Source organism: Vibrio sp. V42_P2S4T144 (assembly GCF_009904715.1).
Lineage (GTDB): Bacteria > Pseudomonadota > Gammaproteobacteria > Enterobacterales > Vibrionaceae > Vibrio > Vibrio alginolyticus.
Genome location: NZ_WXWS01000508.1, coordinates 1 through 13,646, shown reverse-complemented (window position 1 = coordinate 13,646; position 13,646 = coordinate 1). Strand labels below are relative to the sequence as shown.

14 protein-coding genes are annotated in these 13,646 nt (G+C 46.0%); 12 read left to right on the top strand and 2 right to left on the bottom strand.

Annotation, left to right across the window (positions count from 1 at the left end; genetic code table 11):
* Positions 1-389: 389 nt before the first annotated feature.
* Both CAG68_RS16830 and ribA read left to right on the top strand, forming a co-directional pair.
* Complete coding sequence (locus CAG68_RS16830) at positions 390-587, top strand: PA3496 family putative envelope integrity protein (RefSeq protein ID WP_005374493.1); 198 nt, start codon at positions 390-392, stop codon at positions 585-587.
* A gap of 238 nt (positions 588-825) precedes the next feature.
* Positions 826-1,887: a GTP cyclohydrolase II gene (gene ribA, locus CAG68_RS16825; protein WP_017635221.1), complete on the top strand. Its 1,062-nt coding sequence runs from the start codon at positions 826-828 to the stop codon at positions 1,885-1,887.
* 68 nt (positions 1,888-1,955) lie between these two features.
* On the opposite strand, the gene CAG68_RS16820 is transcribed toward ribA, so the two are convergent.
* Positions 1,956-2,711, bottom strand: a complete 756-nt coding sequence (locus CAG68_RS16820; protein WP_005374490.1) for a substrate-binding periplasmic protein — start codon at positions 2,709-2,711, stop codon at positions 1,956-1,958.
* A 68-nt stretch (positions 2,712-2,779) separates the two neighbouring features.
* On the opposite strand from CAG68_RS16820, the gene CAG68_RS16815 reads away from it, so the two are divergent.
* From CAG68_RS16815 to CAG68_RS16805, 3 genes are all read left to right on the top strand, one after another.
* Positions 2,780-4,678, top strand: coding sequence for an ATP-binding protein (locus CAG68_RS16815; RefSeq protein WP_086047593.1), 1,899 nt, complete (start codon positions 2,780-2,782; stop codon positions 4,676-4,678).
* A gap of 100 nt (positions 4,679-4,778) precedes the next feature.
* Entirely contained in the window at positions 4,779-4,988 is a 210-nt protein-coding gene (locus CAG68_RS16810; RefSeq protein ID WP_005374484.1) for a DUF3283 family protein, read from the top strand.
* A gap of 135 nt (positions 4,989-5,123) precedes the next feature.
* Positions 5,124-5,840: a YebC/PmpR family DNA-binding transcriptional regulator gene (locus CAG68_RS16805; RefSeq protein ID WP_005374482.1), complete on the top strand. Its 717-nt coding sequence runs from the start codon at positions 5,124-5,126 to the stop codon at positions 5,838-5,840.
* A gap of 72 nt (positions 5,841-5,912) precedes the next feature.
* On the opposite strand, the gene rodA is transcribed toward CAG68_RS16805, so the two are convergent.
* Positions 5,913-6,995 (bottom strand): rod shape-determining protein RodA, encoded by a 1,083-nt coding sequence (gene rodA / locus CAG68_RS16800; RefSeq protein ID WP_086047592.1) that lies wholly within the window; start codon positions 6,993-6,995, stop codon positions 5,913-5,915.
* A gap of 393 nt (positions 6,996-7,388) precedes the next feature.
* Here rodA and CAG68_RS16795 point away from each other — a divergent pair, with 393 nt between their 5' ends.
* The 7 genes from CAG68_RS16795 to CAG68_RS16765 form a co-directional block, all read left to right on the top strand.
* Complete coding sequence (locus tag CAG68_RS16795) at positions 7,389-8,057, top strand: hypothetical protein (RefSeq protein WP_161441395.1); 669 nt, start codon at positions 7,389-7,391, stop codon at positions 8,055-8,057.
* Between the two features lie 9 nt (positions 8,058-8,066).
* Positions 8,067-8,765 (top strand): ABC transporter ATP-binding protein, encoded by a 699-nt coding sequence (locus tag CAG68_RS16790; RefSeq protein WP_017633807.1) that lies wholly within the window; start codon positions 8,067-8,069, stop codon positions 8,763-8,765.
* Complete coding sequence (locus tag CAG68_RS16785) at positions 8,753-10,021, top strand: ABC transporter permease (protein WP_064354438.1); 1,269 nt, start codon at positions 8,753-8,755, stop codon at positions 10,019-10,021. The genes CAG68_RS16790 and CAG68_RS16785 overlap by 13 nt, the downstream gene beginning before the upstream one ends.
* Positions 10,014-10,799, top strand: a complete 786-nt coding sequence (locus tag CAG68_RS16780) for an outer membrane lipoprotein-sorting protein (protein WP_161441394.1) — start codon at positions 10,014-10,016, stop codon at positions 10,797-10,799. The genes CAG68_RS16785 and CAG68_RS16780 overlap by 8 nt, the downstream gene beginning before the upstream one ends.
* Positions 10,800-10,844: 45 nt before the next feature.
* Positions 10,845-12,173 (top strand): hypothetical protein, encoded by a 1,329-nt coding sequence (locus CAG68_RS16775; protein ID WP_054578573.1) that lies wholly within the window; start codon positions 10,845-10,847, stop codon positions 12,171-12,173.
* Positions 12,174-13,196: a sensor histidine kinase gene (locus CAG68_RS16770; RefSeq protein ID WP_054578572.1), complete on the top strand. Its 1,023-nt coding sequence runs from the start codon at positions 12,174-12,176 to the stop codon at positions 13,194-13,196.
* Between the two features lie 15 nt (positions 13,197-13,211).
* Positions 13,212-13,646, top strand: a 435-nt coding sequence (locus CAG68_RS16765; RefSeq protein WP_161441393.1) for a response regulator, incomplete at its 3' end; no start/stop codon positions are given.

Genomic DNA, 13,646 nt, shown 5'->3' with positions numbered 1-13,646 from the left:
ATGCATGACTTACGTTAATACCATCCATATAAACACCTTACCAATCTAAAAGATAATTATTATCATTATCAGGTGTGACGGTTTTTAGAAAGTATCAAACCATGAATCAGTGAAGTGACTCGAAAGTTAGGTGAAACAGGAAGTGGTGTAATGCGTCGTTGATAAAACTAAAGAAGAGCAGAATTGAGAGCTAGATCAGCACACTTTTCGTAGGGGGAATTACTCAAATTTAATCGTAAATTTGTCCCTTGGCAAAACTTAAATGATGAATCTATTAAGGAGTTAACGAAAGGGCGGGAGGGGTCACATTTCCCTACAGTTTTTCTTACCACCTTGTTCCGGTTTTGCTATAGATTACGCATCGAAAACATGGTGTGTTCGGAGGAAATATGTCCATTAATTCTATCGACCATGACGAGATGACCAACATCGCTCACAAATGGGAATTACCTGATGAGGAAACCGTTGTGAAGCCAGAGAAAACAGTGAAATCAGCAGAAGCCAGAAGACGCATTGAAGCGTTACGTGAGATCCGTGAAAGTGGGTTGACCATTGAAGAAGCAAGGGAGCTTGGCTTGATACACTGATCTCCTCAGGTTGGTTTAGCAACCCATAGGGTAGTCGACGGACTGCCCTTTTTATTTTTTCACTCTATTACTCTCTTATTCAAACCCTCCATTTATCTGTCTTGCGCCTCAAAAGCACGAGTTTCACACTCACGTCCCGTCCCGAAGAAGTTTGACAATCTGACCTTGTGTTACTAGATATATCAGTAGCGATATGCTTTTTGTTGATTATCGCAACCACAAAGCAAGGAGCGCAAGTATGGTTGATCAAATCCTTTTTTATGAGCCCGATGAACCCCACGGTTTTCTCTCAAATTTTTGCCATGCCCCAGTCAATATCTCCTCCCAAACTTGGCCCACCAGCGAACATTATTACCAAGCCCAAAAGTTTCTCGATGCTCAGTTGCAAAGTAAAATTCAGCACGCAAGCACCCCTGATGAAGCGTTTGCTTTAAGCCGTAAATACGAACACTTTGTCAGAAGCGATTGGGACGATATAAAGTTGGCTGTTATGGCTTTCATCGTTAGGGAAAAGTTTCTACAAAATCCACCATTAGCGCAGCAATTAATGAGAACGGGTAACGCTTGCCTAACAGAGCATTCTCATAAAGATGCCTTTTGGGGAGACGGGGGAGATGGTAAAGGAGAAAATCATCTAGGAGAGATTCTGATGAATGTGCGGGCAGAGCTGAGACATGTTGAGCCTTACAATCTCGTGAAGTTTATCGATAAAGCCAAATTGCCCACCCAGTGGGGCACATTTATGATGTACGGCTTTATTGAAGCCGCGACAAATAAAGAGCATCTTGCTCTGGTCTATGGTGAGCCAACAAAAAGTGCAGCTCCACTTATTCGGTTGCATTCGGAGTGTCTTACCGGAGATGCTCTATTTAGCACGCGTTGTGACTGTGGTTTTCAGCTTAATAGAGCGCTACAAAACATCGTCAAAGAGGGATGTGGCGTGCTGCTTTATTTACGTCAAGAAGGGCGTGGAATCGGCTTGATTAATAAAATTCGTGCCTATCACTTACAAGATGATGGCGCAGATACCGTGGAAGCAAATGAGCGTTTAGGTTTTGCCGCTGATATGCGTGATTACGCGTTCTGTAAAGGAATGCTAGAGCATTTGGGGATTGACGCTGTGCGTCTAATGACGAATAACCCACGCAAGCTCGCCGCCTTAAAAGCGGTTGATATTAACGTCATTGAACGAGTGCCATTACAAGAAGGGAATAACCCAAGTAATCAACATTACCTGCAAACCAAGGCGAGTAAATTGGGGCACATGTTTGATCCTAAGTTTGTTAACCACACTAAGTAAGTTCTACAGATTTCTCAGAAACAAAAACGCCAACGTATCATCGTTGGCGCTTTTGTTAATGAGTTGATTCATTGATACTTTTGAATGATTTCATCAATTTCCCCTGAGGCTTTTAATTCAACGAGTCGTGTATTGATGTAATTTTGAGTTTCTGGTTGCATTTGAGGTGAAAAAGCCAGGTAGATTGAGTAGTCAGGAATAACCGAGCTGAAAGGCTGTATCTGAAAATTCTCTAACGGCAAATTGAGTCGCTTTAAGTTGTAAAGGACTCGGGATTCCATCTCGACAAAAGCTGTATCTCCAGGGGTTCGGCTTATCACTCGGTATGCGGCGTTGTAGTCTTTCACGCGCATTTCATTGACACTGCCATTTTCAAAGAACGGTGTTAAATTTGGATAATCAAACCCCAGCAGTAATACAATAGAACGACCATGCATGGTATCCATATTTTTGAATTCTAAAGGCTTCTCGCTACTAGACACCAATACATGTTTTACAGTGTAAATGGGCTCCTCAGATAAATTTTCCGACTGCACCTTGCCCCAGTTCGGGCTGCCATAAGTTAACCAGTTTGGCTCAGCGCCTTCTTCCAATATGGAAATCATACGTTTAAATGGATAAGTATGATAATTCACTTGGTAATCCGACTCCGCGAAGATAGCGCTGACGATATCGGTCACAATTCCGGAGTGCATTTGTCCCTGTTGTTCAATTTGAAATGGTCGAGCTTGTTCAGCAATGACGTAATAGTTCACTTGATTTGCGGTCACATGAGAACTTACAACAATTAAGCTAAAAGCCAATCTAAGTAGAAGTCTTTTCATCGTATCCTCGATTATTATTTGTGCGTAGCTATATTTAGAGTAGCGCAAGTTTATCGGAGCGGTTTCATATGGATGAAAAAGAGCGATCTCAACGTCGTTTTAGTATCGGCAACCAACTTATGTTGGCGGTATTAACGTTGAGTTTAATCTTTACGGTCATCATTTCTACAGTGAGCTTATATCGAGTTTTTCACGAAGATTTAGCCCATTTAGATGTTGAATTAAAGCAGGTTGAGTCTAGCTATTTATCGAGCTTTTCTGCGAGTTTGTGGGTAGAGGATAGGGAGCTGTTGCTGACACAAGCTCAAGGTGCAATGCGTATGCCCTCGGTGGACTACTTACGTATTGCTAGTGAAGACGAAGTTATCATTGAATTAGGTTCGGCGCTTTCTGAGGATGTTGTCGAGAGAAGCTGGCCGATGCAGTATCGGGTCGGCGATAAAGCGTATGATCTCGCGATATTAACGGTTCAATCGGATCTTAGCGCGATATATGAAGATCTTTGGCAGCAGTTCTTTTTTCTACTTACGACAGAAGCGATCAAAATTCTTGTCCTCATCATTGGTGTTCTTTGGGTGGCGTTTCGCTTGTTGGTCAATCCGTTACAATTGCTGTCTGGTGCGGTGAGCGATTTTCGTGGCGGTACAGTGCCGAGTAAAGTGACTCTCCCTAAACGATGGTGCTTTGATGAAGTGAGTGTTTTGGCAGAGAAATACAACCGAAGTGTTGAGAAAGTGAAAGAGCACCAGACTGAGTTAGAGGCTGAACGCGATAGGGCAGAAGTCGCTAATCGTAAAAAAAGTGAGTTTCTTGCCACTATGAGCCATGAGATCCGCACACCGATGAATGGCATTATTGGTGTGTCGTCGTTGCTCAATGACACCGACCTCGATCCCCAGCAAAAAGAGTTTGTAGAGATCATTGACAGTTCTTCTCACTCACTAATGACGATCATCGACGACATTTTGGACTTCTCTAAAGTTGAAGCTGGCAAAGTAGAGCTGGAATACACGAGCTATGATCTTCGCGAGCTACTTGACGATGTCATCAGTTTACATAGTGTCAAAGCCAAGCAGAAAAACTTAGAGCTGCTCAGCGATATTGATCCTCACTTGCCAATGGAAGTGCAAGGTGATGCCACACGATTGAAACAAGTTCTGAACAATTTGTTGAGCAACGCGATTAAATTTACCGAGCGCGGCCATGTGAAGCTTCTTGTAGCGTTATCTCGACTTGATGGAGAGACCGCTCATATCCGGTTTCGAGTTGTGGATTCTGGTATTGGTATTGCGAAAGAGCACCAACAAGCAATCTTCGAACGCTTCCAACAAGCTGATGGTAGTACCACCAGAAAGTATGGTGGGACAGGGCTTGGTTTGGCGATAGCTGCACAGTTGGTTAACTTGATGGGAGGAGAAATACAACTAACAAGTGAGCTTGGGCTGGGAAGCTGTTTTGAATTTTCGATTCCTGTTGCTGTAATAAATGCGCAATCGACCTATACCGGCCAACTTAATGTATTAGATTTCCCGAAAGCGGAAGACAACGAAATCAGCCCTCAAGATAATGATAAACCTTGGGTATTGGTTGTTGAAGATACCATCGTCAATCAGAAGGTAGTTCGCATCATGTTAGAAAAACTGGGTGTGCGAGTGAGTGTCGCCAACCATGGCGAAGAAGCATTGCAGCTGTGTGATCAGCAGCCTTTCGATTTGATTTTTATGGACTGCCAAATGCCTGTGATGGATGGGTTTATTGCTACGGAGCGAATTCGAAAAATGGGAGAGTGGGGGAAACACGTTCCAATTATTGCGCTAAGTGCCAATGTCATTAAAGAGGATCAGCAACATTGCTTCGATGTTGGGATGAACGAGTTCGTGGCTAAACCCGTTACCAAGACTCGATTACAACAAATATTCGAACAGCATTTACCAAAAGCACTGAAAATCAGCGCTGTGCCTAAATAGTTAACTTGAAATCGATCAAGTTAAGTGCGTTTCTATTCTGTAATTGTAACTCTGTGTGATATAGTGCCCGGCTAGTATTTAAAGTACCTTGAGGCTGTGAATGTCGTTTAATCTATCCCTATTGCCGCCTGACGAAAAAAACAAAATCGAACTGGATAAGCAGGCGTCGTTTTTGGTTTGGAAGCTCAGAGAGGCCAAATCTGGTCCTGAAGCAATAGAAGAACAGTTGTCCAAGATTAACGATGCTGATGAAAAGGCGTTTTTCCAGCAATCGGTCGAAAAGTACAAACGAGTAATGGGTGTCGCTTAACGCGAACCGTGGCAATGGTTCAATCCAATGCGACGAATGAGGTAACCTCCCTATTCCTTTGCTAAGCGAAATTGAAAAGGTTTCGCTTTTTGCTAAAATCCTTCGCATTAAATTTGAATTTAGAGAGACATCCCGATGGGAAGAAGTTTTGAAGTGCGCAAAGCCTCTATGGCGAAAACTGCAGGCGCGAAAATTAAAGTTTATTCCAAATACGGTAAAGAAATTTACATGTGCGCGAAAAACGGTGGTGGTGATCCAGACATGAACTTGTCTTTGAAACACCTGATCGCAAAAGCGAAAAAAGACCAAGTTCCTGCGCACGTTATCGATAAAGCGATCGACAAAGCGAACGGTGGCGGTGGTGAAGACTACACTCCAGCACGTTACGAAGGCTTCGGCCCTGGCGGTACTAGCGTTATCGTTGACTGTCTAACAGACAACGGCAACCGTACTTTCCAAGATGTACGCCAATGCTTTGTGAAAGTCGGTGCGAAAATTGGTGTTGAGGGCTCGGTTTCTCACATGTTCGATCACCAAGCGGTATTCCAGTTCAAAGGCGACGATGATGAAATCATCCTAGAAACGCTAATGATGGAAGACGTAGACGTTACTGACGTTGAGCTAGAAGACGGTGTTATCACTGTATTCGCACCTCACACAGAATTCTTCAAAACAAAAACTGCGCTTAACGGTGCATTCCCAGATCTAACGATCGATGTTGAAGAAATCACATTCGTTCCGCAAACTCATACGCCTGTATCGGGTGAAGATGCTGAGAAGTTCCAGAAATTCCTAGATCTTCTAGATGACTGTGATGATGTTCAGCAGGTTTACCACAACGCAGAGCTGTAATTAATTCGCTCATATCGTTGTAAAAAGGCTTCTTTAGGGAAGCCTTTTTTGATCGCTTTTTCTCAAGCAACGCTATGCGTTACGATATTTGGAATAACACAGCGACATGATTACACCAAAACAGATACCTTGAGTTAGCATCGCCGTGCCGCCATAGCTAAAGAAGGGAAGTGGGCTACCCATTACTGGCAACAAGCCACTCACCATGCCCGTATTGATAAAAGCATACAGAAAAAAGCTCATCGCTAATGCGCCACTTACCAGCCGACTAAAAAAGTGGTCAGACTGACATGCAAGCAACATAACGCGTGCAGTGATAAACAAGTACAATGCGAGTAAGACTAAACTGCCAACAAAGCCCCATTCTTCTGCATAGGTCGAAAAAATAAAGTCCGTATGACTTTCTGGAATAAACCCAAGTGTTCCCTGCGTTGCATTCATCCAACCTTTACCTTTCATACCGCCTGAGCCAATCGCAATCAAAGATTGTATGATTTGGTAGCCCGAACCCAGTGGATCGGACTCAGGGTGCAAGAACTGTGTTACACGGCTCTTTTGATAGGTTTCCATAACGAAGAACCATAAAATAGGTGCTAACGTTAAAATGCTCGCAATAAACCCGCAGATTATTTTCCAGCTCATGCCAGCCAAAAACAAAACGAACAATGCATAAATGATGGTAAAAACTGCACCGTCTAAATCCGGTTGTAGCGCGATTAACCCGGCAGGAATCATTGTAATAAGTAAGCAAAACGCAATTTTCCGACTGTCTGGTCGACCTCCTTCAATATGCAGCATCCAGGCGATCATGATTGGAATGGAAAGTTTGATTAGCTCAGACGGTTGAAAGCGGAAGAAGCCGATATCGAGCCAACGTTGAGAGCCATTGGTGCTATCACCAAATAAAGCGACAGCAAGTAGCAGCGCAACCGCAATAATGTAGAGATATGGAGCTGAGCGTTGATAGTTGGACGCTGGAATCGAGGACATGACCAAGATGCAAACTAATGTCAGTCCGCAGCGCGCCAAATGTTTGAAGAGCATCGCCTCATTAAAGCTACTGGCACTCCAGAGAGTGAGCGAACTTAACAGCATGATCGGAATGATCGCCATGAGTAGTGGCAAATCAACTCTTGGGAAATAACGCTTATTCATTTTCAACGACCTAATAACGCACCTATTTTGAGTGCGAAAACAACTAAAACTCGAGGAGTTCAAACTATTCCGATGCTAAGAATCTCGATTTGGAAACAACAGACACCATGCAAAGGTGTGTAAGAAAGGAGAGTGCGACACTGTCTGTTATGGGTAGCTGTGGGATGGATAAATACACTAGCCTCAGATTTTAAGCCAGTGTTTTTATTGTGACTGCCGTAAAAATGTAGAGTTACGAATGAGCGGAATTGTATTTTCTGTTTAAGTGAATGTCATTCATCCTCTCTCAATACCATTCACTCTGCATAACTGCCATTGGTCGCATGCAAAAGCAGCGTGCAACCTTCTCCCTTAATCTGAAACCATCAAATCACGTTCAACTAAGGACAGTACATGATGGTTTCTCAATCTCGCTCAATCAAAGCTCTTAAACTGGCAAGTACGTTTATCGCCGCATTTGCACTCAGCAGCAATCTGGCTCTGGCTAACCCAAGCGAGCGCACACTCAGTCAATTCAACCAAGCGGCGCAGGGTGACTCTGGTTTAGTTGATACCGTTTACGGCGAATTATCCAAACAACTCGAAGAGCAAGGCGCAACGCCAGTGACCTTGGTGTATTTAGGCAGTGCAGAGACGTTGCAAGGTCGTGAGGCGTTTATGCCTTGGAACAAGATGAAGTTCACCGAGCGCGGTCTTGCCACAATCCAAAAAGGTTTGGATCTAATGGCGAATCAGCCAGTACCACTGCAAGGACAACAGCGCTTACAAGGCTTGCCGGAATATCAATTAGCCACCGCCATGGCAGCCACTACCTTTACTTCTCTGCCAGATATGTTCAATCACTTTGAGCGTGGCTACGAGCTGTACCTTTCTCTGCTCGATGAACCGAGTTTTAGCCAACAACCTTTCGCGGCTACTTCGTGGATTTATCGCTACGCCATTGAAGCGGCACTGCGCGCTGAAGATGTTCAACAAGCCAAAATATGGTTAGCGCAAATGGAGCAATTGGGCGACAGCAATCTAGAAACGCAAACCGCGAAAGCGTTGCTAGCGAAATATTAGGGAGGCGTCATGATCGATTTTAATCAACTTAGTCGCGATTACGCCCTTGGCAGCCAAACGGTACGTGCATTGCGAGACGTGTCTGGTGAAGTGTTTGCCGGCGAAATGGTGGCATTGTGCGGACCGTCTGGCTCAGGCAAAAGCACCTTACTTAACGTGCTTGGCATGCTGGATACTCAATACCAAGGTCAGGTGACATTTGCAGGCAGCCCATACCCAACCGGACAAATGCAGGCTGCGAAAATGCGCCGTGAAAAGCTTGGCTTTGTGTTCCAAAAATTCAACCTTGTGCCCGTGATGACGGCGTTAGAGAACGTGGCGTATCCGCTGCACCTCAACGGCTTTTCAAAAGCAGAACAAACTGAGCTCGCCACACAAATGCTAGAACACGTTGGTTTGGGCGAGTTTATTCATCACATGCCCGATAACCTATCAGGCGGTCAGCAACAACGCGTGGCAATTGCTCGTGCTTTAGTGCACAAACCGGCGCTGGTGATTGCTGATGAGCCAACCGCAAGTCTTGATAGCCAAACTGCCAACAAGGTCATCGACATTATGAAAGGACTTGGACACGAGCTTGGTACCACTTTTATCGTAGCCACTCACGACCCTCGCATGGCATCCCGTTGTGATCGCACCATTGAATTGGTGGATGGCAAGATCACCCAAACGCACGCAAGTGTGGAGGAGGTTTCATGGGCAAGCTAATTCCTGTTTCCGTTCGCCTTGCTTGGTTGAACCTGCAACGCAATCGCCGCCGCAGTTTGTTGTCGATGCTGATCATTGCCATTGCCGTGTTTGCATTAACCAGTGCGGGTGGTTTTGGTCTGTATACCTACGACAGTTTGAAAGAATCGACAGCGCGTGACACGGGGCATCTGACGTTAACCACGCCAGGTTACTTCGCTAAAGAAGAAGAGATGCCGCTGAGTAACGGGTTAACTCATGCAGACGACATTACCAAGCAATTGATTGGCTTAAACGAAGTGCGAGGCGTGCAGCCACGAGTTGAGTTCAGTGGGTTGATTTCCAATGGTAACAAATCATCGATCTTTATCGGCATTGGCGTGAACGAACGCGAATTCGATATGAAAGGACCGTTTTTGGATGTGCGCGAAGGGCAAACGCTGTCCAACATTCATGCATCGCGTTATGACCCTGCAGAGCCAGAAGTGATGCTCGGCGTTGATTTGGCGAACAACCTAAGCGTGCACGTTGGCGATTGGATCACCTTGCTGGCGACCACAACCGACGGTGCATTGAACGCGTATGACTTCAAAGTGCGTGGCATCTATTCAACCGGCGTACCTGAGCTTGATAAACGCCAACTGTACGTGCACATCAACAGCGCGCAATCGTTGTTGGGCTCAGACAAAGTCAGTGCCTTATCAGTGTTTCTGTTCGACACCAGTTTAACGAGCCAAGTCGAGCAACAAGTGGCTGCGGTTCTGAGTAAGCAAAAGCAGAACTTTGGTGATCAAGATATTGAGATTACGCCTTGGCAAGAACGTGCGTTCTTCTATCTCAAAGTGAAAGACTTGTATGACCGCATCTTCGGCATTATGGGTGCAGTGATGGCGTTGGTAGTCTTTGTCGCCCTGTTCAACACTATGACCATGTCGGTCACCGAGCGTACACGTGAAATTGGCACCTTGTCAGCACTTGGTAGCTACCCTCGCGAAATCATTGCTGGGTTCTTGCGCGAAGCAGGGTTACTCGCGGTGATTGGCAGCTTAATCGGCGCTTTGTTTACTGCGTTAGTCACCGTCTTACTGATGGTCGTGGATGTGCAAATGCCGCCACCGCCAGGACGCACCGAAGGTTACCCATTGACGATTTACTTCTCTTGGGAGTTGGTGGCTGTCGCAGGATTCGCAGTATTGATGATTTGTTTGGTTGCGGCGTTTTTCTCGGCACGCAAAGGGGTGAACAAGCCAATTACGGAGGCACTGATTTATGTTTAATTTCAAATCACTATTACCAATTTCACTGTTGATGGTAAGCGGCATTGCAAGCATGAATGCCAGTGCGAATGAAACAGCGCTAGATGCACAGCAAGTCGCGCAATTGATTGAAAAAGCAGACAGCTACCGCTTGCAAGATGATTCCTCCAAAGTGGTGTCACTGGTGCGCTTATATCAAGATCAAGAGTTAGATAAAACCCGCCTTTACCACGTTTACACGCGTCCAAATCGTGAATCGCTGGTGGTGTTCAAATCAGAAGTCGAAGCAGGGCAAAAGATGCTGATGATGGGCGACAACTACTGGCTGCAAATGCCAAAGAGCCGCCGTCCGATTCGCATTACGCCAATGCAGAAGCTGCTTGGTGAAGCGTCTATCGGCGACATCTCAACCCTGACGTGGAGCCAAGATTATCAAGGTGAATGGAAAGCGACAGAAACTGTTTCGGTGAATGGAGAAAGTGTCGCGGCTTATCACCTTGCCTTAACCGCGAAAACCAAAGGGGCGAGTTATCAGAAGATCGACTTATGGTTGTCTGAGCAAGATGCATTTCCAATCAAAGCCGATCTCTACTTGCGCTCTGGCAAACTCGCCAAGCAAGCGCAATACGGACGTGCAAGCGATAACGGTGAAGACTACGTCAGTGAGATGACCTTGCTTGATAGCATTCAGCCGAGCAAAAAGACCGTTATCGAGTATCAAGAGATCGTGCCTTGGCAGCTGGACAACAAGTTCTACAACCCAAGCTATTTGCCGAAAGCCAATACGACTCAGCTTTAGCCTGAACTCCTTAAATAGAACCATGAAAACGAGCAAGGAAGTCACATGAAATCGCACCAGCCTAACCTTAACAAAAGCACCAGTTTGTTGATTGCTGCGTCGTTGTGTGTGGGCGCAGCAGCCCCAGTTTTTGCCAATGATGAGCTGAGTTTTGAGTGGGATTGGGCTGTCAGTTACGAAACTGCCAAGCAGCGTGACAGCGCATTTATGCAGGCGCAGGGCAGTTCTCGTGATTCACTTAATGCACTGTTGGATGTGCAAGTGAACTATCAAAACTTCAGTGGCTTGTTTGCTCTGTACAGCCAAGGTTTGTACCTCAATCAACAAGGAGAGAGTGAGTGGTGGAGTGAAGCTGATAACCAACTGCTGATTCGTGAACTGGCTTGGCTAGGGGAGTGGCAAGTCGGTGATACCACTCTTGATGTGAGTTTGGGTAAGTTGCGCGTGGATTGGGGCGTGGGTTATGGCTACCGACCTTTGGATCTGTTTAAGCCTTATCGACAAAATCCTGTAGGCTTAGTCGCAGAAGAGGGCGCGGGTGTGTTTTCACTTTCACACTACGATATGTCAGGCGAATGGACCGTAATTGCGACGGACTCAAGCTGGGGGCAACAAGACCAAAGTGCACTTGATCAAGCCGCAGAGCAACAAGGTGTTGGTATTCGTCGTTATGCGCTGGTGGGTGATACCGAGTATCAACTTATTGGTTATTACGATGATGTGCGCCGAGGTTTGCTTGGCGCCAGTGCCATTGCTGTGTGGGATGAATCCATCGCCATGCAAGGATCAATGCTGTGGCAAAAGCAAAGTGTCGGCTATCAGTTTCAGCAGGATGATCTTTACCGACCCGTTTCGGTTGAGAAGCAGGGCTGCGCATTCCAAGCTTTAGTTGGATTGAACTGGGCAAACCAAGCCGGACACAACGTGATTGCCGAATATTGGTACGACAGCCGAGCATGGTCGAAAAGCGAATGGCAACAAGCAATAGAGCGTGGCGAACTACTCTCTGAAACCATTAATCCCCAAACGTCTCTATTTGCGACAAGCTACGCCCAAGGGTTTCAGCACGCCAATATCGTTCAGCATAACGTAATGCTGCACTGGAGTTGGGATGTGGAAGCGTGGGCTGCATGGAACGGTAAAGCGGATATGGGCTGGCTAAGTGATGTAACCCCCACGTTGGATGTGATGTTGTCGCCCCAAGATGGTGGTGTGATTGTCACGCAGTGGCTTAACTACCAATGGATTGATACTGGCGATCAAAGTGTAGAAGTGGAAGTTGCCGCACGCTTTTTAACCGGAGACGACCAATCTGCTTACGCACAAATCAATGATAAGCATATGATTGTATTTAACATCAAAGGGAAATTCTAAATGTGTTCAGCAAAATCAGTGGTGAAAAGTGGATGGCCGCGTAGCTTATTAGTGACCACGGCATTTTGTCTCTTTATCGCAGCAATGACGCTTTCTGCTTGGGGCGGTCCATTTTACATTCATGTAGCGGTTAGCTTTGGATTTGGCTATTCGGCTATCTTCTTCTCATGGCTTGTCGACCGCCTGTTTCCTACCATTCCTCGTTTGGCGGAAGTGGCTATCTCGCTGACGGCTTGCCTATTGTTTGGTGTGGTGAACGCCCAGCTTTGGCTTGGGGAATACTTCGGTATTTCAAGTATGCTGTCAGTTGGTCTCATGGGGTTGTTATTCAGTGCTATGTGCTTTTTCTATTTCTACTCACGCGAGCAACATGCAATCGCTCAACGAGAGTTGGAAGCCATCAAACGCGAGAAAGCAGAGCAAGATCGTGCGCTGTTGCTGAGCCAGCTTAAGCAGATGCAAAGCCAGATTGAACCGCATTTCTTATTCAATACTTTGGCAAATATCAGTGCGCTCATGTCGCAAGATGTCGATAAAGCCAAGCTGATGCTAGAACAGTTAACCGCGCTACTGCGTGCAACGCTTAAAAGCTCACGCGAAGAACACACCACCATAGACAATGAAACGGCGTTACTTGAGGCGTACTTAGGTATTCAGCAAACCCGTTTGGGTGAGCGACTCAGTTACAAGATTGACGTGGAAGAGGGATTAGGCAGAACCGAGCTACCGCCGATGATGCTTCAACCCTTAATCGAAAACGCCATCATCCATGGTATTGAGCCAAAGCGAGAAGGTGGTGAAGTCAGCTTGCTCATTAAGCGCGAACAGCAGAACTTGAAGATTGAAGTCAGAGACACAGGTGTTGGCTTGAATCACGTTAGTGGGCACATGGGCTCTGGCGTGGGTCTAAGTAATCTCAAGCAGCGAGTTGAAGCTTTGTTCGCAGGGCAAGGAGAGGTCTCTATCAGTGAGTCTGCTCAGGGTGGAGTTTGTGTTCGCTTGCGCTGGCCAATGGAATCGTAATCAAGGAAGAAAGGAATGAATACAGGGTTTACTGCCATTATTGCTGATGATGAACCGCTATTGAGGCGTCATCTTGATAAAAGCCTAGCTGAAGTGTGGCCAGAGCTAGAGGTGATAGCCAAAGTCGCGGATGGTGAACAAGCGTTGCAAGCCATTGAGCAAAGCCAACCTGACATCGCGTTTCTTGATATTCGTATGCCAGTTTTGGATGGCATGACATTAGCGCAAAAACTCAATCAATTCGCTAATCCACCTTTGATTGTGTTTGTCACCGCGTACGATGATTACGCCATCAAAGCTTTTGAGCAAAATGCCGCCGATTATTTGCTCAAGCCTATCTCGGATGAGCGCCTCCTGACGACGTGTGAAAGAGTGAAAGCACGCCTTGCTAAGCGAGAGCAAGAAAGCAGTAATGTGCAGATGAGCAGCCTGTTAGAACAGTTACAACAA